17 protein-coding genes and 2 riboswitches are annotated in these 18,187 nt (G+C 70.2%); of the genes, 7 read left to right on the top strand and 10 right to left on the bottom strand.

Annotation, left to right across the window (positions count from 1 at the left end):
• Window positions 1-32: 32 nt before the first annotated feature.
• The 5 genes from C3E78_RS08930 to C3E78_RS08910 form a co-directional block, all read right to left on the bottom strand.
• Window positions 33-620 carry an RNA polymerase sigma factor gene (locus tag C3E78_RS08930; protein WP_108577957.1) on the bottom strand — a complete coding sequence of 196 codons (588 nt, stop codon included), beginning with the start codon at window positions 618-620 and terminating at the stop codon, window positions 33-35.
• A gap of 76 nt (window positions 621-696) precedes the next feature.
• Window positions 697-1,005, bottom strand: coding sequence for an EthD family reductase (locus C3E78_RS08925; protein WP_108577956.1), 309 nt, complete (start codon window positions 1,003-1,005; stop codon window positions 697-699).
• A gap of 165 nt (window positions 1,006-1,170) precedes the next feature.
• Entirely contained in the window at window positions 1,171-2,019 is an 849-nt protein-coding gene (locus tag C3E78_RS08920) for a helix-turn-helix domain-containing protein (protein WP_108577955.1), read from the bottom strand.
• 29 nt (window positions 2,020-2,048) lie between these two features.
• Window positions 2,049-2,750 carry an SDR family NAD(P)-dependent oxidoreductase gene (locus C3E78_RS08915; protein WP_159085853.1) on the bottom strand — a complete coding sequence of 234 codons (702 nt, stop codon included), beginning with the start codon at window positions 2,748-2,750 and terminating at the stop codon, window positions 2,049-2,051.
• Window positions 2,747-3,595, bottom strand: a complete 849-nt coding sequence (locus C3E78_RS08910; RefSeq protein WP_108577954.1) for an oxidoreductase — start codon at window positions 3,593-3,595, stop codon at window positions 2,747-2,749. Before C3E78_RS08910 ends, C3E78_RS08915 begins: the two co-directional genes overlap by 4 nt.
• A gap of 96 nt (window positions 3,596-3,691) precedes the next feature.
• A riboswitch (cobalamin riboswitch) is annotated at window positions 3,692-3,878 on the top strand.
• 52 nt (window positions 3,879-3,930) lie between these two features.
• Between C3E78_RS08910 and C3E78_RS08905 the strand changes: the two genes are divergently transcribed.
• Genes C3E78_RS08905 through C3E78_RS08895 form a run of 3 tightly spaced genes read left to right on the top strand, consistent with a single transcriptional unit; the run spans window position 3,931 to window position 6,790 of the window.
• Window positions 3,931-4,998: an ABC transporter substrate-binding protein gene (locus tag C3E78_RS08905; RefSeq protein WP_108577953.1), complete on the top strand. Its 1,068-nt coding sequence runs from the start codon at window positions 3,931-3,933 to the stop codon at window positions 4,996-4,998.
• Window positions 4,999-5,015: 17 nt separating this feature from the next.
• Window positions 5,016-6,026 (top strand): FecCD family ABC transporter permease, encoded by a 1,011-nt coding sequence (locus C3E78_RS08900; RefSeq protein WP_235833771.1) that lies wholly within the window; start codon window positions 5,016-5,018, stop codon window positions 6,024-6,026.
• Window positions 6,023-6,790 carry an ABC transporter ATP-binding protein gene (locus tag C3E78_RS08895; RefSeq protein ID WP_108577951.1) on the top strand — a complete coding sequence of 256 codons (768 nt, stop codon included), beginning with the start codon at window positions 6,023-6,025 and terminating at the stop codon, window positions 6,788-6,790. The genes C3E78_RS08900 and C3E78_RS08895 overlap by 4 nt, the downstream gene beginning before the upstream one ends.
• 10 nt (window positions 6,791-6,800) lie before the next feature.
• Here C3E78_RS08895 and C3E78_RS08890 read toward each other — a convergent pair whose 3' ends face one another.
• From C3E78_RS08890 to C3E78_RS08885, 3 genes are read right to left on the bottom strand one after another with little or no spacing between them, the layout of a single operon-like run.
• Window positions 6,801-7,808 (bottom strand): cobalamin B12-binding domain-containing protein, encoded by a 1,008-nt coding sequence (locus C3E78_RS08890; RefSeq protein ID WP_159085852.1) that lies wholly within the window; start codon window positions 7,806-7,808, stop codon window positions 6,801-6,803.
• Entirely contained in the window at window positions 7,805-8,254 is a 450-nt protein-coding gene (locus C3E78_RS18305) for a hypothetical protein (RefSeq protein WP_159085851.1), read from the bottom strand. The genes C3E78_RS08890 and C3E78_RS18305 overlap by 4 nt, the downstream gene beginning before the upstream one ends.
• Window positions 8,247-10,490 carry a putative bifunctional diguanylate cyclase/phosphodiesterase gene (locus tag C3E78_RS08885; RefSeq protein ID WP_108577949.1) on the bottom strand — a complete coding sequence of 748 codons (2,244 nt, stop codon included), beginning with the start codon at window positions 10,488-10,490 and terminating at the stop codon, window positions 8,247-8,249. Before C3E78_RS08885 ends, C3E78_RS18305 begins: the two co-directional genes overlap by 8 nt.
• Window positions 10,491-10,633: 143 nt before the next feature.
• Window positions 10,634-10,709: riboswitch (cyclic di-GMP riboswitch) on the bottom strand.
• A 174-nt stretch (window positions 10,710-10,883) separates the two neighbouring features.
• On the opposite strand from C3E78_RS08885, the gene C3E78_RS08880 reads away from it, so the two are divergent.
• Complete coding sequence (locus C3E78_RS08880) at window positions 10,884-11,477, top strand: TetR/AcrR family transcriptional regulator (RefSeq protein ID WP_159085850.1); 594 nt, start codon at window positions 10,884-10,886, stop codon at window positions 11,475-11,477.
• A gap of 8 nt (window positions 11,478-11,485) precedes the next feature.
• On the opposite strand, the gene C3E78_RS08875 is transcribed toward C3E78_RS08880, so the two are convergent.
• Window positions 11,486-12,010: a cupin domain-containing protein gene (locus C3E78_RS08875; protein ID WP_108577947.1), complete on the bottom strand. Its 525-nt coding sequence runs from the start codon at window positions 12,008-12,010 to the stop codon at window positions 11,486-11,488.
• Window positions 12,007-12,876, bottom strand: a complete 870-nt coding sequence (locus C3E78_RS08870; RefSeq protein ID WP_108580828.1) for an SDR family oxidoreductase — start codon at window positions 12,874-12,876, stop codon at window positions 12,007-12,009. The genes C3E78_RS08875 and C3E78_RS08870 overlap by 4 nt, the downstream gene beginning before the upstream one ends.
• 238 nt (window positions 12,877-13,114) lie before the next feature.
• On the opposite strand from C3E78_RS08870, the gene C3E78_RS08865 reads away from it, so the two are divergent.
• The 3 genes from C3E78_RS08865 to C3E78_RS18300 all read left to right on the top strand — a co-directional run bounded on the left by C3E78_RS08865 (window position 13,115) and on the right by C3E78_RS18300 (window position 18,098).
• Window positions 13,115-15,205, top strand: coding sequence for an MMPL family transporter (locus C3E78_RS08865; RefSeq protein ID WP_108577946.1), 2,091 nt, complete (start codon window positions 13,115-13,117; stop codon window positions 15,203-15,205).
• A 17-nt stretch (window positions 15,206-15,222) separates the two neighbouring features.
• Window positions 15,223-16,155, top strand: a complete 933-nt coding sequence (locus C3E78_RS08860) for a threonine/serine dehydratase (protein ID WP_108580827.1) — start codon at window positions 15,223-15,225, stop codon at window positions 16,153-16,155.
• A gap of 251 nt (window positions 16,156-16,406) precedes the next feature.
• The gene (locus C3E78_RS18300) at window positions 16,407-18,098 is read left to right on the top strand and encodes an exonuclease/endonuclease/phosphatase family protein (RefSeq protein WP_135804931.1); all 1,692 of its coding nucleotides are present in this window, start codon (window positions 16,407-16,409) and stop codon (window positions 18,096-18,098) included.
• Window positions 18,099-18,187 lie beyond the last annotated feature (89 nt).

Genomic DNA, 18,187 nt, shown 5'->3' with positions numbered 1-18,187 from the left:
TCCCAGGTAGGCCGGTGGGTCCGGCGTTACCCCTACTTCGTCGCCGAACCCGTCACCGGTTGCACGATTCGCGAACTCATCTCCGCGTCGGGGCCACGTCCGCCCGCGATCAGGTCGCCGAGGCGACGGGTGCCGCGCGTGGCGCGTGCCTTCACGGTTCCCAGGGGCACGTCGAGGCTGACGGCGATCTCCCGCTGGGTCAGGTCGGCGAAGTACGCCAGCTCGAGCACCGTCCGCTCGTGCTCGGGCAGCCGCGCCAGGGCAGACCTCACCTCCGCCGCGTCGGCGTGCCGCGCGGCGGTCTCCCGGCCGTCCTCTCCCACGAGCCCTCGCACGGAGTCCACGTCCACGGCGGTGTCAGGACGCCGCCGTATCGTGTCGACGGCCCGATGGTGCGCGATCGTGAAGAGCCAGCCGGTGAAGGTCCGCCGCGGCTCGTAGCGGCCCGCACTGCACCACGCGTCCAGCAACGTCCGCTGCAGGACGTCCTCGGCGTCGTCAGGGCCGACCAGGCGCCGCAGGTACGTCAGCAGCGCCGGCCCGTAGGCGGTGTACACGTCCTCCAGGGCGCACTCGTCCCGAAGGGCGAGTCGTGCGCCGAGCACCTGACCGGGGTCCACACAGGTGCTTCGGCCCCCGGGCCGATGTGGATTGCCGGCTTTTCCGGCGGATCACTGCGTGGGTGTGACGCGGCGCTCAGCCCTCTTCGATGTCGGCGAACACGATCCGGACGCCGCCCGTGGCGCTCTGGAGGATCTGCGGGAACAGCGCAGCCGCCTCCTCGGTCGTGACCGCCGCGCTCGCGCTGTCGTAGTCCGCGAAGTACATGTCGACGAGGCGGTACGCCGGCGTGGCGCTGCCGTCCTCCTTCGGCCACACCTTCGAGGTCTCGATCCGTTGCAGGCCGGGCAGCTTCTTGGCCTGGGCGACCTGGTCGGGATAGGCAGCCTCGAACGCCGCTTCGTCCTCAGGGTTGTCGTAGATGACGGTGATCTTCGTGGCCATGGGGGGCTCCTGTCTCGTCGTGGTGGCCTCGCATTGCAGCAGATGGTGCATGGGGAAGTCAGGCCAACGTATCCACGCGGGGCGCCCGGACGCAATGGATAGGCGAGACAGTGTCTGAGATCCCGCAGCGACCTCGCGGACCGCCCGGACCCCTCGTGACCGACCTCAGCGAGGGCCGGCGGTGGGCGCGCGCTCGGCGGAGGGGTCCGTGAGCGACACCAGTCGGGCAAGCGCCTCGGCGCTCGGGCTCCCCGGCTCGGCGTTGTAGACGACGAGCTCCTGACCCGGGGTCGACCGCACGTCGAACGCATTGATCTGCACCGTGAGGTCCCCGACCTCGGGGTGGTGGAAGCGCTTGCTCTGCAGCCGGGCACCCCGCGCGTCGTGACGTCCCCACATCTCGACGAAGTCCTGGCTCACGGCCAGCTCGTCGACGACCTGCGCGATGCGCGGATCGTCCGGCATCCGCCCCTGCTGGAGCCGGAGGCTGGCCACCGTGTAGGCCGCGACGTCCTCCCAGTCCACGTAGAACCTGCGCGCTCCCGGGTCGAGGAACATCGTCGCGAGCAGGTTCGGTCCTTGAGGGAAGTCATCGAACAACCGGTACGCGAGCGGGTTGCCGGCCAGGACGTCGTACGCCCGCCCGAGCACGATCGCCGGCGTATGGGACCACATCTCCAGCAGCTGCACGAGCGCGGGATCGACCTGCTCCAGCTCGCTCGACGTGGACGACATCGGAGCGAGTCCCGCCAGTCGGTACAGGTGCAGCCTGGCGTCGTCGTCCAGCTGGAGGACACCGCTGATCGCGTTCAGCACCTGCGCGGACGGGCTGTGCTCCCGGCCCTGCTCGAGCCGGATGTAGTAGTCGACGCTCATGCCCGCGGTCATGGCGACCTCCTCGCGGCGCAGTCCCGGCACGCGCCGGATCCCGTGTGTCGCGATGCCGGCCGTCTCTGGGCTGACCTGGGCGCGGCGAGCCCGCAGGTAGTCACCGAGGGCCGTCGAGGTCACCATGCCGAGGAGTCTAGGACGGCCGCCGCACGTCAGTCCGCCAATCGCAGGACCGACGGGAACTCTCCCCTCTCGCCCTGGTGCTGGGCCCACACGTCGGCGGCCACGTCGTCGGGGTCGTGGCTGTCGTCCTGCCCGCGAGCGACCGGACCCACGATCACGGTGTGGCCCACCGTGATCGGGCTGTCGTCGAGGGCGTCGCGCAGCAACGAGATGTACACCGACGCCGCCGTCGTGGTGACGGCACTGGCAGCACGCGCGGCGTCCGGGCGCAGGGCGGCGCTGCCCGTGGTGAACAGCAGCGACCCGCGACCGCGGGACTGCATGGCCGGCAGCACGGTCTCCACCGCAGCCGCGGCCCCGCCCACGTTCAGCCGCAACGAGGACAACAGCTCCTCGGGCCGGGTCTCGAGGACAGGACGGATGAGACCGATGTCGGGCAGCGGGCTGAAGCACAGGACGGTCGGTTCGCCGATTGCCGCGGCGACCGAGCGCACGGCCGCCCGCACCTGGTCCGGTTCCGTCGCGTCGGCCACGGCGGTGGCCACGTCGGCGGCGAGCTCCTCCCCCAGCTCGGCGGCGAGCGCCGACAGGTGGTCGCCGTTGCGGGCGACCAGTCCCACCGCGTACCCCGCACGTCCGAACCGCCGGGCGACCGAGGCGCCGATGCCGGGGCCGGCGCCGACGACGACGATCGAGCCCGCGCGATCCCCGCTGCGCTCGGTCTCGGTCACTGCTGCGCCTCGGCCGGTGCGCCCTGCGCCTTCACGGAGAGCTCTTTCCACGCGCTCCACTCGGCCAGGCGACGCTCGTAGATGCCGCGCACGATGCCGGGCGCCTGTGCGCCGAACAGGACGCGAAGCGGCGGCTCGGGGGCGTCCACGATCTCGAGCAGTGCCTCAGCAGCCGCACGCGGGTCGCCCGGTGCCTGTCCTCCTCGACGCGCGGCAGCCTCCTGGCGCATGGGGTCGTACGCCTCGAGCGGTTGGCTGTGGCGTGCGGAGGATCCGGCCCAGTCGGTGTCGAAGCCGCCGGGCTCGACGAGGGTCACGTGGATGCCGAAGCGGGCGACCTCCGTGGCGAGCGACTCGCTGATGGCCTCCAGGCCCCACTTCGACGCGTGGTAGCCCCCCAGGTTCGCGAAGGCTCCGATCCCTCCGATCGTCGAGATCTGGATGATGTGGCCATGTCCCTGCTCCCGCATGCCCGGCAGCACGGCCTGGGTGACGCGGAGCGGGCCGAACAGGTTGACGTCCAGCTGGTCGCGCAGCTCTGCCTCCTCCAGCTCCTCCACCGCACCGAAGTGACCGTAGCCCGCGTTGTTGACGACGACGTCGAGTCCGCCGAGCCGGTCCTCGGCCTCGGCGACGACCCGTCGGACGCCGGCCGCGTCGGTGACGTCGAGCGCGAGCGGGACGAAGGTGTCGGGGAACTGCGTCGCGAGATCGCGAAGACTCTCCGTGTCACGCGCGGTGGCGGCCACCCGGTCGCCTCGGTCGAGCGCGGCCTGGACGAAGGCCCGGCCGAAGCCACGGGATGCGCCGGTGATGAACCAGTTCTTGATCGTGTTGTCTGTCATGTCCTTCACCTTGCCCCGGTCCGCGGGTGCCAGGAAGGACGCGCTGCCCCTGGGTCCACGACACCCACCCACGCACGACAGGCACGCTGCGCAGCCTGTTACGTTGTTCCCGCCAGCCGCCGGGGTCACCCCCCGGCACAGGGAACCCGGTGGGAGTCCGGGACTGACGCGCAGCGGTATGGGTGACGGACGGGGCATGAAGCCACTGGACCTTTTGGTCTGGGAAGGCGCCTCGGACCGGCTGATCCCGAGTCCGAAGACCTGCTGGCCCCGAAGCATCCGCTGACGGTCACGACGGGCCACGCGCACACGCCCCCGACCACCGAGGGACCCGCATGTCTGTTCTCGCCACCCGTCCTGCCCGCGTCCGGGCGCTCGTCGCCGCCACGGGCCTCGTCTCGTGCCTGGTGCTCACCGCCTGCGGATCGGAGGGACCGCCGGCGCAGGCCGACGACCACACCGCCGCCGGGTTCCCCGTGACGGTGAAGAACTGCGGACGCGACGTCACGATCGACGCGCCCCCGGAGCGCGCCGTGTCGTTGAACCAGGGATCCACCGAGATCCTGCTGTCGTTGGGACTCGCCGACCGCATGGTCGGCACCGCCACCTGGACCGATCCGGTGCTCGACTCCCTGGCCACCGCCAACGCCTCGGTCCCGCGCCTCGCGGACCAGGCGCCGTCGTACGAGCGGCTGCTGGACGCCGACCCGGACTTCGTCACGGCATCGTTCGCCAGCACGTTCGGCGACGGCGGGGTGACGACGCCCGAGGCGCTCTCGAAGCTCGGCGTCGGCGCGTACCTCTCCCCCGCCGAGTGCCTGAAGGACAACGAAGGGGACGGCGACGGCCAGCGCGGCTCGGCCCTGCAGATCGACGCGATCTTCCAGGAGATCACCGAGCTCTCGCAGATCTTCGGGGTGCCCGCCCGCGGTGCCGAGCTGGTCGCCGACCTGGAGCGCCGCATGGCCGCGGCCGAGGCCGGCGCGAAGGGCGCCGGGGTCTCCGTCATGTACTGGTTCGCGAACGCCGAGTCGCCGTACATCGCCGGCTGCTGCGGCGGCCCCGGCATCATCAGCCGCGCGCTCGACGTCGAGAACGCGTTCGACGACACCACCGAGGAGTGGCCGCAGGTCAACTGGGAGACCGTCGCCGACCGCAACCCGGACGTCCTGGTCCTCGGGGACCTGACGCGCAAGAGCCAGACCGCCGAGACCGGGGCCGCGAAGATCGCCCACCTGAAGAAGAATCCGGTCACGTCCCGCATGGACGCCGTCCTCAACGATCGATTCGTCCTCCTGACCGGGGCCGAACTCAACCCGTCGATCCGCACCGTCTACGCGATGGAGAACCTGGCGAGCCAGCTCGCCGACCTCGGACTGACCGGTCCCGGTTCCTCGAAGTGAGGCTCCACCGGCCGGGGGTGACTCGGTCCGGCCTCCTGCTGACGGCAGCACCCGTGGTGGTGCTGCTGTCGGTGGCCGGCGCCGTCACGGTCGGGCCCTCCGACCTCTCACCAAGGGACGTCTTCGGGGTGATCGGCGACCGGCTCGGGCTCGGGTCGTCCGGGCTGTCCCTGCTGCAGCAAGGCATCGTGTGGGACCTGCGGCTGCCGCGGACGCTGCTGGCCGGCATCTGCGGGGCGGGGCTGGCGACGTGCGGGGTCATCCTGCAGTCCCTGCTGCGCAACCCGCTGGCCGACCCCTATGTCCTCGGCATCTCGTCGGGCGCCTCGACCGGCGCGGTCTCCATCGTCGTGCTGGGCATCGGGTCCGGGACCGTGGGCCTGTCCGCCGGGGCGTTCCTCGGCGCCCTGGCGGCGTTCGCCCTGGTGCTGCTGCTGTCGTACCTGGCCGGCCACTCCTCGGACCGTCTGGTGCTGGCAGGGATCGCCGCGACCCAGCTGTTCGCCGCGCTGACCTCGTTCATCGTCTTCACCGCGGCGGACGCGGAGCAGACCCGTGGTGTGCTCTTCTGGCTGCTCGGGTCGCTGTCCGCGTCCACCTGGACCGACGTGGTGGTGTGCGGCACCGCAGTCCTCCTCGGCCTCCTGGTCTGCTGCGCGTTCGCCTCGGGACTGGACGCCTTCGCGTTCGGCAGCGACGCGGCCAGCTCCCTGGGCGTCGACGTCGCCAGGGTCCGGGCGCTGCTGCTGGTCGTGACCGCGCTGATGACGGCGCTGATCGTCAGCGCTTCGGGGGCCATCGGTTTCGTGGGCCTCGTGCTGCCGCACCTCGCGCGGATGCTGGTCGGTGTCGGGCACCGCCTGCTGCTGCCCTCGGCCGCACTCATCGGGGCGATCTTCCTGATCTGGGTCGACACGGCCGCCCGCACGCTCCTCGACCCGCAGGAGCTTCCCGTCGGCGTCGCGACAGCACTCATCGGCGTCCCCGGGTTCGCCCTCATCCTGCTGCGCAACCGGAACCGGGCATGACGGCGATCCTGCAGGCCCACGACCTGCGGTGGAGCGTGCGCGGCCGGACGATCATCCGGGACGTCTCGATGTCGACCCATGCCGGGGAGACCGTCGGGGTGCTCGGACCGAACGGTTCGGGCAAGTCCACGCTGATCCGGCTGCTGGCGGGCCTGCGGCCGTGCGAGTCCGGGCAGGTCCTGCTGGAGGGTCGGCCGATCGGCCGCCTGTCCAAGCGGGCACTGGCCCGGAAGGTGGCCGTCGTCGAGCAGGAGGCCTCGAGCTCCCTGGAGCTGGGTGTCGAGGACGTCATCGGGCTCGGCCGCATCCCGCACCGTCCGGCATGGGCGCCGGCGACCACCGCCGACCGGGAGCGCGTGGCGTGGGCTGCCGGGCAGACCGACGTCCTGGAATGCCTGGACCGGAGCTACTCGACGTTGTCCGGCGGCGAACGGCAACGCGTCCAGATCGCCCGTGCCCTGGCCCAGGAGCCGACCGTCCTGCTGCTGGACGAGCCGACCAACCACCTGGACATCCGCCACCAGCTGGAGCTGCTGTCGTTGGTCCGGAGCACGCCGGTCACCTCGGTGGTCGCGCTGCACGACCTCAACCTCGCCGCGACCTACTGCGACCGGGTGTTCGTCCTCGCCGGGGGTCGGGTGGTCGCGGGGGGCCCGCCGTCCACGGTCCTCACCGCCGAGCTGATCGCCGACGTCTACGGGGTACGTGCCCGCGTGGAGCCGCTCGAGCACGGCGTGAGCATCCGGGTGATCGAGCCCCTGTGACGGCGCGGCGTCAGCTGGTGCCGGCGTCCACCGCGGCGATGCCCCGGCGCAGCATCTGCGCACCGTGAGGAGCCTGGGGTTCCAGCGTCTCCGCCAGCAGCGCGGCGGTGTCGGTGATGACGGAGGCCGGCACGAAGTCGCTCAGCCGGGTGCAGAGCCAGGTGAGGACGTCCGCCGCGATGCTCGGGTCGTCGGTCAACAGGGCGGCGGCCGTGTGCCTCGCCATCCATCCGAGGTCCTCGCGGGTACGCGCGTGCTGGTACGCCGTCATGGCCGCCAGGCGGGGGAACGCGGCGAGCATCCGGTCGTACGTGAGCGCGACGACCGCGTCGTCCACGGCGTCGAGCAGCATCACCTCGGTGGGGATGTCCGTGTCGCGACCCATCAGCTCAGGACGAGCGGTCAGGATCGACGACGCGTCGGGCGCCCAGGCGTCGGCACCGATGGCGTGCGCGCGGTCGTGGGTGCCGCCGAGTGCCCGGCCACCGATCATGACCGGCACGGCCACGTCGTGCGCCGCCGCGATGCAGCGGGCCGCGCCGATCAGGTTGGTCGGCATCGAGCAGGACAGCGCCAGCATGTCGATGTCGCCGACCGAGAGCCGTCGGTGCAGCTGCTCGGCCGGCAGGGAGGCGCCGAGCATCGTCACGCGCACCTCGCCCGTCGCCCCGGCGATGGTGGCCGCCATCCGCGCCGGGAGGCTGTGCCACTCCCCCTCCGCGCACGCGACGGCCACGTGACGGGTCTGGGTACCGCGGCGCGGTCGTGCCGCGTGCGTCAGGGCGGCCAGCGCGGCCTCGGTGACCGACGTCGCCACGTGCTCGTCGGCGACGGACCACGCGCCGGACTCCCACCGCTCGCCGACGCCGACCTGTGCCGGGGCAAGGACGTCCGTGATGATCCGCTCCACCGACATGCCGCCGTCCAGGAGCTCGACGACCAGGTCACTGGCTCCGTGGACGTCGAATGTCTCGAGGAGGCGGCCGTACGCGGCTGCCGGGTCGGTTGGTGAGCTCACTGGTGGTCTCCTCGATCGAGCCCAGCCGTGCGGTCCGGCAGGCGCGAGAGCACCAGCCGCGCGGCTTCGAGGAACTCCGGCAGCACCGCGGCCAGGCGCATCGCCGCGACGCTGACGGGTTCGGCGCACGGCAGCACCGGCTCCGACAGGCCGAGCGAGACGTCGACGGGGACGGCAGTCGCCGGATCGGCGTACCGGGCCACGACCAGGGCGCCTCCGAGATCGTGCACCAGTGTCGACACGACGGCACTCACCTCGGTGGCAGACGCGGCCCGCACCAGCGCCTGGGTGGCGGCGAGCTCAGCGCTGGTCGCCGCGGGATCGAGGACGGCACCGCCGACGGGGTAGGCGCGGCCGTCGTGGCGCTGCGGTGTGCCGGCCAGTCGCGCCGCGAGCACGGACGGTGGCTGCGCGTGCTCGGGCCCGGCTCCGTTGTCGTCAGTCATGGTGAAGAGCGCCTCCTGCCTGCGCGTCCTGCTGGTGCTTGTCAGTGGGATGCCGCGCCGGCGTGGGCGGCGACGTCGTGGACGGGACCGGAACCTCGCCGCACGCGGCAAGGGCCGCGGGGAGCCGTTCGGCCGGCACGGGAGGCGACCAGAGGAAGCCCTGTCCGTGGTGGCACCCGAGCGACCGAAGGAACGCGTACTGCTCGGGGGTCTCCACCCCCTCCGCGACGGTCATGGCGCCGACCGCCTCGGCAAGGTGCACGATGCTCTCGCAGATCGCCTCGTCGTCGACGCTCGTGCCGATGCCGGCCACGAACTCGCGGTCGATCTTGATGATGTTGATCGGGTAGCGGCGCAGGTAGTGCAGCGAGCTGTAGCCGGTGCCGAAGTCGTCGATCGCGACGTGGACCCCGAGCTGCGCCAGCGCCTCGAGCGCCCGGACCACGGCGTCCTCGTCCTGGACGAGAGCGGACTCGGTCACCTCGAGGATCAGTCGTCCTGGCGTCAGACCGCTGCTCTCGAGCACCTGTCGTACCTGCAGCACGGCCTCGTCGTTGAGCTGGAGCACGGAGAAGTTGACCGCGACGTACAGCTCGCGCCCGTCGTACGTCAGGTTCCCTGCGTCGCGCACCGCCTGGTCCAGCACCCAGCCGCCAAGGGGATGGATGAGCCCCGTGGCCTCGGCCATGGGGATGAACCGGTCCGGCGGCACCAGGCCCAGGACGGGGTGCTGCCACCGCACGAGCGACTCCACGGCGACGACCTCTCCGGACCTCAGGTCGACGACCGGCTGGTAGTGCAGGACGAACTGGCTGACGGTGCCGGCCAGCGCTGTCCGGAGCTCGCTCTCCAACGTCGTCCGGCCGACGACGGCCGCCTCCAGCTCCTGCGTGTACAGCGCGACGGTCCCGGGTCCCCGGGTCTTGGCCTCGGCAAGGGCCAGGACGGCCGAGCTCAGGGTGCGATCGGCGCCCCACCCCACGACGTGCCGGGCCACGCCGACATCCGCCGAGAGCGACACGGGCCTGTGCGCGGGACCGAACGGCTGCTCCAGCGCCTCCAGCAGCCGCTCACCGAGGGCGAGCGCCGCTCCCGGGTCGTCGACGTCGAGATCGCGCCAGAGCACGAGGAACTCGTCGCCCGACGCGCGAGCCACGGTGTCGCCGGGGCGGAGCTGGCCCTGGAGCCGCTCGGCCACCTCGACGAGGACGCGGTCGCCGCCGCTGTACTGCAACGTGTCGTTGACCCGTTGGAACCCGGAGAGGTCGACGTGGGCCACCGCGACACCGAGCCCGCGACGCTCGGCGTCGGCGATGGCCTGTTCCAGCCGGTCCACGAGCAACGAGCGGTTGGGCAGGTCGGTCAACGCGTCGTGCATCGACCGGTAGGCCAACGTCTGCTCGATCTCTCGCATGTTCGTCGTGTCGAGATGGGTGACGACGGCTCCCCGGCCGCCGTTGATGGTGGCCGGCGTCATCTGGACGCTGCACCACCTGTTCTCGTGCGGCGAGTGGCACGCGTAGTCGTGGCGGAACAGCTCCAGCTCGCCGGCGAGCACCTGCCGCATCCCCGCGGCGACAGTGGCCGCGTCGGGCGTCCAGCTGCCGTACCGGCTCTGGTCGGAGCCGTCGCAGACGTCGAGGTAGCTGACGCCCACGCCGGAGCGTTCGTCCATCCCGCCGTTCTGCCGGGTGACGTCACGCCAGGCCAGGTTGACCGCGACGATCCGGCCTTCCGCGTCCACGGCGCAGGTCGGCGCGTCCAGCGCGTCGAGCAGTCCCCGAGCGAGCTCGAGGTAGCGGTGAGCCCGGTCCTCGGCGAGATTGCCCTGCAGGGCGTTGACGATCGCCGTGGCCATCCCGGGCGCGGACGGCGGACGCGCGTCGTCGGCTCCGTCGACCCGTGCCCACAGATCGACCTGACCGTCGATCGAGCCGGTGAGGACCATCAGCGGCGTGTCGGGATGCGCGGTCCGCAGCGCCTCCGCGACGGTGGCGCCCGGGGCGCGCTCCCCCGCGTCCACCAGGATGACGTCGACGTGCCTGCCGCGCAGTCGTGACTGCGCGGCCTGCAGGCCGCCTGCGATCTCCACCTCGAGCTGGGCCTGGGGGAAGCGGCCCTCGAGCAGCTTCACGGCACGATGCGCGTCCGTCGATGGATCGGCGACGACCAGCACCCTCAGCGGGGCGTTCGCACGGCGCAGCGCCACGCCGTCCCGCTCACCGCGGAGGGTCATCTCGGTACCGCCGGCAGGGTCGCGGGGGGTCGTGTCGTCTTCATCAGGGGGTGTCCGGCCGATCTGGGGGCGGTGGCCCCTCGCACGGCACCAGGGACGGCGCCTGCAGAGGGAGCCGGCGCGTGCGCACGACGAGGGGGTGGTTCGGGAGCTCGGCTGACCCTGAGGGGCCCCGTGGCTTTGCGTCCCCGACTCACACCGGGTTTGCCTTTTCGTCCTGGCGCGGGAATCGGATCCACGGCCTCGACATCAGGGATGCGACGTGCTGCGTCCCTGTCTCTGGTCCGCAGCCTATCCCACGGGCACGGGCTTGGTTACAAGCTGATCCCTTTCGGCCACAGGGACAGCGGGGACCCGGCCTCGGTGCGCCGCCCGTGCGCATACGATGGCGCCATGGCCGGGGACGAGCAGAGCGCAGGTCCCGCCGGACGCCGTCCCCGCCCGTTGCGCAGCGACGCAGTCGCCAACCGGGAGAGAGTGCTCGAGGCCGCGGTCGTCGCGATGAAGCGCGAGGGGCCGTCAGTCCCCCTGGCGACGATCGCCCGCGAGGCGAACGTCGGGGTCGGCACCCTGTACCGCGGCTATGCGACGCGCGAGGCGCTGTTCGAGGCCCTCGAGATCAAGGCCCTCACCAAGGTCCGGGACCTCACCGAGAGCATCGTGGAGCGCGAGTCGTTGACCGGGATCGAGGCCATCCGGGAGTTCCTGGTGCGCACCGTCGACCACGGGTCCCAGCTGTTCCTGCCCTATCACGGTGCCCCGTGGATCGAGTCCGACGAGCTCGCCGAGCTGGGCCGAGGGGTGCGCGCGAACATCTCGACGCTCCTGCACCGGGGCGTGGTCGACGGCACGATCCGTGACGACATCGCGCCTCGGGACGTGATCATCTTCGGCTCGCTCATGGCGCAGCCGCTGCCCTCCGTGCGCGACTGGGACGTGGCGGCCCGTCGGCAGATCGACCTGTACCTCCGGGCGATCCGCCCCTGAGGCTCGGCTCAGAGCATGTCGGTCTCGTACTGCGGTGCGAGCTCGACCGCGAGCCGGCGACGCGCGGCGAGCTCCTCGTCGGTCAGCACCGGCGGAGGGGCGTCGACGCCGTCGACCAGGTCGCCGACCCGGAGGAAGAACTCCTCCTGCCCGGCCGGAGTGCACATGCAGAGCATCCGGGCGGGGCCACCGGAGCGGTTGCGGAAGAAGTGGGGCGCGTTCGCGGGGATGTTCACGGTCGACCCCGCCTCGACCGTGATGGTCTCGCCGCGGAACGTGAAGTCGATCCGGCCCTCCAGGATCGTGAACATCTCCTCGAAGTTGTGGCGGTGCGGCGGCGGTCCTCCTCCGTCCGGGACGTGCATGTCGATCAGGCAGTACGTGCCCGCGGTCTGCTCGCCGCCGATCAGCATCGTGTAGGTGTCTCCCGCCAGCGACACGAACGCCATTCCCGGCGACTCGGGGCTGACGACGGTGAGGCTGCGCGCGGGGTCGTCGTCCGGGATGGCGGCGTGGGTCTCCTGTGTGGTCATGAGGCGTCCTCTCGGGCTGAGTCGTGCTGGTGGTGGAGCTCGGTCACGTAGTCGCGCAGCGTGCGGGCCGGCCGCCCGAGCACGGACTCCAGCACCAACGGGTTGGCGCGCAGCCCGTGCGAGTCGTAGTGCCGGAACATGGTGCGCAGCGGTTCGGGTGCCGAGGCGGTGGCCGCATCGGGAAGTCGTTCTGCCACGACGTGCGTCCCCGTGACCTCCGAGATCAGGCGCGCGACGTCGTCGCGGTTGGTCCACCCCGGCGAGGCGAGGTCGAACGTCCCGTACACCAGGTCGTCGTCGAGCAGGGCCCGGGCGGCGACCTCGGCGATGTCCCGGACGTCCACGCGGGAGAATGCCGTGGCGGGCGACCAGGGCTCGGCGAGCACCCCTGTCCGCACGACCTGCGGGAAGGACCGTCCGAGCATCTGGAAGTACAGGGTCGGGTGGAGGAACGTGTACTCGAGGCCGGAGTCGAGGATCGCCTCCTCCACGGGCGCCTTCGCCGCGTGGTTGACCAGCGCGCTCAGCACGGGGTGCACCACCGACAGGAAGACGATGCGTCGCACCCCGGCATCGACCGCCGCGGCCACGAAGCGCTGTCCGAGCTGCGCCTCGTGCGAGATGAAGGCCGGCGGGACGTAGAACGCGCTGTCGACGCCGTCGAGTGCCCGGCGGACGGATGCGTCGTCCGTGAGGTCGCCCAGCACGACGTCCGAGGCCCCTCGTGCCAGGACTCCGTCCATCTGACCGGCGTGGCGGACCATCCCGGTCACGTCCGCCCCTCGCGACGCCAGCGCCGGCACGACCGCCCCGGCGAACTCCCCCGCGGCGCCCACCGCAAGGATCTTGCCCTGCCGTCCTGTCATGCGCATCCCCTCACCACCGCCTAGGTGGACATCTTCGTCCACTTATTGGGAGTTCCGCAATCCCCTCGCCTGATATTCTCGGGTCACCAGAAGATATTAGGGTGATACCATCCGGTTGTTGCCGCGCGCGCCATCCCGAGGCACACCGGTGGTCGGTGCGACCACTTGTCCCGAGCACCGCAACAGGGGAAGGATCATGGCCACCCCCCGTCCCCGCTCGCGGCGAAGGATCGTCCTCATGGCCCTGCCCCTGATCCATCGCATCATCGCCCGTCCTCGGCGCGCGCTGGTGGCCCTGTTCGTCTTCGTGGCCGTCGCCGGCGTCCTCGGAGGCCCCGTGGCCGGTGCGCTCGACTCCTCCGGCGGATTCGTCCCGGACGACGCGGACTCAGTCCGCGCGACCGAACGCCTGGAGGCGGCGACCGGGCTTGCTCCCTCCCCCGGCCTGGCGGTCCTGGTCGACGACCCCGACACCACCCGGCTCGACGACGTCACCGCTCGGCTCGCCGGGCTCGACGGCGTCGCCCGGGTCACTCCCGCGGCCGTCTCGCAGGACGGCACCAGCAGGCTGGTCCTCGGCACGGTGGAGGCCTCGGCGGACGAGGAGGACGTCGCCGGGGAAGCGGTGGCGGAGTTCGAGGATGACGACGGCGTCACCGTGGGCGGACGGGCGGTCGCCACGCTCCAGATCGGCGAGACGGTCGGCAAGGACCTCGCGCGGGCCGAGCTGCTCGCGATGCCGCTGCTCCTGATCCTCTCGCTCATCCTGTTCGGCGGACGGGCCGCGCTCCTTCCGGTCGTCGTGGGTCTCACGACCGTGCTGGGCACGTTCCTCGTCCTCACCGGGGTCAACCAGGTCCACGGACTCAGCGTCTTCGCCCTCAACCTCGTGATCGGGCTCGGGCTGGGCCTGGCGATCGACTACACGCTTTTCCTGCTCGCCCGGTACCGCGAGGAGATGCGTGAGAACGGGCCGACGACCGGGTCCATCGTCGCGACGATGCAGACGGCCGGGCACACGGTGGTCTTCTCCGCGGCCACGGTGTCGGTCGCGCTCGCCACGCTGACCGTGTTCCCGATGAACTTCCTGAAGTCGATGGGCATCGCCGGGGCGATCGTGGCGATCGTCGCGGCGTGTGCGTCCCTGTTGGTCGCTCCGATGTTCTTTGCGCTCATGGGCGCCCGCCTGGCCAGACGCACCACCCGCGCAGGGACGGCGGAAGGTCGCTGGTACCGGCTCGCCCATGCCGTCATGCGTCGCCCCGGACGCATCGCCGCCGCAACGGCGGTCGTGATGATCGCCCTCTCGGCCCCGGCCCTGCGGGCGCAGTGGGCGCCGATCGACGACACGGTCGTCCCCACCGACCAGAGCGCCCGCACCGTGTCGGACCGCCTGACCGAGGACTTCGCCGGTCCCGGCAACAACCTGGTCACCGTCGCCCTGCAGGCGGACGAGTCGGCACCGGTGGCCGAGTACGCCGAGCGGGCTGCCGAGCTCTCCGGCGTCCAGGCCCCCGCCCAGCCACGCGCCCTCGGTGACGGCACCTGGCAGCTGGCCCTTCCGGTGGACGGGTCGGCCGCCGGGCAGACGGCGCAACAAGCGGTCACCGACCTCCGACAGCTGCGGGTCGCGGGGGTGGACGCGTTGGTCGCCGGACCGGCCGCCGAGTTCATCGACCAGCAGGACGCCATCGCCGACACCCTGCCGCTCGCGGTGGGACTCCTCGTGTCCCTGACGCTGGTGGTGCTGTGGTTGATGACCAGCTCCGTGATCCTGCCGGTCAAGGCGGTGGTGATGAACACCCTGACCGTGGGCGTGGCACTCGGCGCGCTCACCTTCGTCTACCAGGACGGGCGCCTGACCGGCCTGCTCGGGTACACCCCCAACGGCGGGGTCGAGCCGACCGACTTCCTCGTGGCGGCCGCCCTCGTCTTCGCCCTCTCCACCGACTACGGCGTGTTCCTGCTCGGTCGCATCAAGGAGGAGCGGGACGCCGGGCTGTCCGAACGCGAGGCGGTGGCGACCGGCCTCGCCCGCACCGGGGCGGTGGTGACCGCGGCCGCCGTCCTGCTGGCGGTCGCGATCGGCGCGTTCAGCACCAGCTCGATCTCCTTCATCCAGCAGATCGGCGTCGCGACGGCCGTCGGCGTCCTGGTCGACGCGTTCGTCGTACGATCTCTCCTCGTGCCGTCGCTGATGGGACTGCTCGGCAGGTGGAACTGGTGGTCGCCCCGCTGGCTGCAGCGGGTCCACGACCGGGTGGCCCGCCGTGAGCCGCCGAGCTCCCGCGCCGACGAGCCCCCTCATGCCCTGGCAGACACCCCATGACGAAGAAGGCGGTCCCCATGATCACCCGCACCGATGTCGAGGCCGCCGGCCGACGGATCGCCGGACGGGTGCGTCGTACCCCTCTGCTCGCGATGGACGACGGCTTCGGAGGCACGGGCTGGTTCAAGCTCGAGCACCTCCAGCACACGGGCACCTTCAAGGCCCGGGGCGCGTTCAACCGCATCCTCAGCGCCTACGAGGACGAGACCCTCGATCCGTCGGTCGGGGTCGTCGTGGCCTCGGGCGGCAACGCGGGCCTGGCGAACGCCTACGCTGCACGCTCGTTCGGCGTGCCCGCGACCGTCTTCGTGCCCGAGAACGCGCCGGTGGTGAAGGTCGACAAGCTCCGCGCGTACGGCGCACAGGTGGTGCTGCGCGGCTCCGAGTACGCCGCGGCGTACGAGGCGGCGATCGAGCACGCGGGCCGGACGGGTGCGGTGTACTGCCACGCCTACGACCAGCCGGCGATCGCGGCCGGCGCCGGCACGCTCGGCCTGGAGATCCTCGAGGACCTATCCGACGGCGTGGACACCATCGTCGTGGCGGTCGGAGGTGGCGGCCTCATGGCCGGGGTCGCCGCTGCGGCGGAGGGCTCCGCGACGGTGGTCGGCGTCGAGCCCCGGACCATCCCGACGCTGCACGACGCCCTGGCCGCGGGTGGGCCCACGGACGTGAACGTCTCGGGGATCGCGGCGGACTCGTTGGGCGCGCGTCGCATCGGCGACATCGCGTACGCCGTCGCGACCCGCACCGGTGTGCAGTCGGTGCTCGTGGGTGACGACGACATCCAGCGGGCCCGTCGACTGCTGTGGGACGAGTACCGCATCGTGGTCGAGCACGGAGCGGCGACCGCCTTCGCGGCCCTCGTCACCGGTGCCTACCGGCCCGCACAGGGCGAACGCGTGGCCGTGGTGCTGTGCGGGGCCAACACCGACCCCGCGACGCTCTGACCGCAGTCCGCACGGAGGTGGGGCGGTTCACTCGTCAGCATCTACCGAAGATAGATAGATCTCTCGATACCCCCGGTTGAGGTCAACGCCTATTGCGTTTCTGTCTGACACGCGCGCGGAGCAATGGCGCTCGTGTCCACGGTGGCGATCTGCCCACATAGTTGGTCCGGTCGCAGACGCATGCAGCGAAAAGGTTGGCTGGGCTCGGCGTGGTGCGCGAGCACGGGGAGACCCGCCCATACGGTTGCGCAATGAAACCTTTCAGGATATTGACAGCCACCGCCGTCACGGTGGTGGTCGGAGTTGGATCGACGCTGTCACCAGCACAAGCCATCAATCACGCCGTTACGGTTAATCAAATTGCGTGGAACCCTACGACACAGAAGTGGGACGTAACTTTCACTGCGGAAAATGTCTCCAGCGTGCAGATCAACGGGTACAAGAGCCCCTTTTTCGGCGCTCTTAACGGATACACCGATGAGCCGAACCCGGAGTACGGACACTCTCCTGCGGGCGAACCGATAGATGAATACCCGAACAATCCGCCGGAGACTGCTATCGACAAGGTCGGCATCACTTTGAACAGCAGTCAGACCGTGACTCGGACAGTTGCTTTCCCGGCGTACAGCGGCTCTGGCGCGGGTTCGGGTAACGCGACCTATATCAAGGTGTATGGACGCTCCGGTGGGGCGACGGTCAGTGATCACACCCCGATCGCGAAGGTGGTCCCGAAGCTATCCTCCGACGGGCAGGACTATTACAAGGTGCGGGTCGCGCAACTCAACGTCACTTGTGCCCCGACGTGTCGGCATCCGAAAGCTACGTCGCCTGGAACACCGGAAATGACCTCGCCCAGGAACTGGATGAAAGCGAACGGCGGAGATCCCGACACCGTTCCAGAGTCTGAGTGGATCGGGCATCGTTCAGTGGTGCGAGCAGCCTTGATCCGCAATCCCAACCTCACCGAGATTCCGGATGTCGTTGGTATCCAGGAGGCGGGGCAGGCTGATGTCATCCCCGGTGCTGGCGTCCGAAAGCATGTCGACGATATCGCTCAGCTGATGAGCGCCGACTACGAGATGGGCGACATGGTCGGCACTCAGTGGATGGCCCACGACACCAGGTGTCGCAGGGAAGGTCCTTTGCCGGTGCCAGCGAACCGTATCTTGATCAACAAGGCACGGTTCACCTTCGCCAAGGATGCGAACGGAAACAACATCACGGGCGCATTTCAGATTGGGTGCACCGACGCAGTTGCCGCCCGCGTCGCTGCTGCCAAGGCAGCGCCCGAAGCCGGAAACGACAATATTGCCGCCTACGAAAAGACAGCGGTCTACGCGCTTGTTGAGCAAAAGGCTGGAACAGGCGACGGAAGCGGCAAGAAGTTCTGGGTGATGACTACCCACATGACGCCGAACTCGCAGTTGCCAAAAAATCCCACACTGCAGAAGAAGAAGTCGATCTATACAGTCCGCGGCGCCGCGCGCCTGCAAGCAGCCGAGGACATCAACTGGGTATACAACCAGTTGAATGTCGGTGTCAACGCACCACTAATCCTCACGGGCGACTTCAACTCGGACGCGCCCTTCGGGCGCAATGGTGGCAAAGAGTCGCCTCAGCAGCGGCTAATCAACCTTGGTTTCAAGGATGCCACGGGGTACGGGACGACCACGAACCTCAACTTCACCACACTGCCAAACTTCGACCGTGACTACGGGCAAGTGTCAAGTGACGGTGCGACAGGCATGAGTGGAGATCCCGATCGATACGACTACATCATGATGAAGGGCGCTCTGGGAGCGAACAACTACTACAACCACATCAATCTGGGGCACACACTCACCAGCAACAGTTTTACGGTGCAGGAACTCCAGACGAACGGTCTGGACAAGCGCGTCTCCGAACATGCGCTTCAGACTGCTGATATCCGCCTGGCTCGATAACAACGATATGTGCGGATGTCGTCCTTGAATTCTCCATACCGCCGCGGGGCGAGTGGTCGAAGTTGACGCTCGCCCCGTTGCCATCCCGG

Origin of the sequence: Aeromicrobium chenweiae (genome assembly GCF_003065605.1) — a bacterium.
In the GTDB taxonomy this organism is placed as follows: domain Bacteria; phylum Actinomycetota; class Actinomycetes; order Propionibacteriales; family Nocardioidaceae; genus Aeromicrobium; species Aeromicrobium chenweiae.
This window is presented reverse-complemented; position numbering and strand designations above follow the sequence as displayed.

Coding starts and splice junctions, on each gene's coding strand:
- C3E78_RS08875 (WP_108577947.1), bottom strand. CDS start 12,010: ATGACCACACAGGAGACCCACGCCGCCATCCCGGACGACGACCCCGCG.
- C3E78_RS08920 (WP_108577955.1), bottom strand. CDS start 2,019: ATGGTGACCTCGACGGCCCTCGGTGACTACCTGCGGGCTCGCCGCGCC.
- C3E78_RS08895 (WP_108577951.1), top strand. CDS start 6,023: ATGACGGCGATCCTGCAGGCCCACGACCTGCGGTGGAGCGTGCGCGGC.
- C3E78_RS18300 (WP_135804931.1), top strand. CDS start 16,407: ATGAAACCTTTCAGGATATTGACAGCCACCGCCGTCACGGTGGTGGTC.
- C3E78_RS08905 (WP_108577953.1), top strand. CDS start 3,931: ATGTCTGTTCTCGCCACCCGTCCTGCCCGCGTCCGGGCGCTCGTCGCC.
- C3E78_RS08865 (WP_108577946.1), top strand. CDS start 13,115: ATGGCCCTGCCCCTGATCCATCGCATCATCGCCCGTCCTCGGCGCGCG.
- C3E78_RS08910 (WP_108577954.1), bottom strand. CDS start 3,595: ATGACAGACAACACGATCAAGAACTGGTTCATCACCGGCGCATCCCGT.
- C3E78_RS08880 (WP_159085850.1), top strand. CDS start 10,884: ATGGCCGGGGACGAGCAGAGCGCAGGTCCCGCCGGACGCCGTCCCCGC.
- C3E78_RS08925 (WP_108577956.1), bottom strand. CDS start 1,005: ATGGCCACGAAGATCACCGTCATCTACGACAACCCTGAGGACGAAGCG.
- C3E78_RS18305 (WP_159085851.1), bottom strand. CDS start 8,254: ATGACTGACGACAACGGAGCCGGGCCCGAGCACGCGCAGCCACCGTCC.
- C3E78_RS08870 (WP_108580828.1), bottom strand. CDS start 12,876: ATGACAGGACGGCAGGGCAAGATCCTTGCGGTGGGCGCCGCGGGGGAG.
- C3E78_RS08885 (WP_108577949.1), bottom strand. CDS start 10,490: ATGACCCTCCGCGGTGAGCGGGACGGCGTGGCGCTGCGCCGTGCGAAC.
- C3E78_RS08860 (WP_108580827.1), top strand. CDS start 15,223: ATGATCACCCGCACCGATGTCGAGGCCGCCGGCCGACGGATCGCCGGA.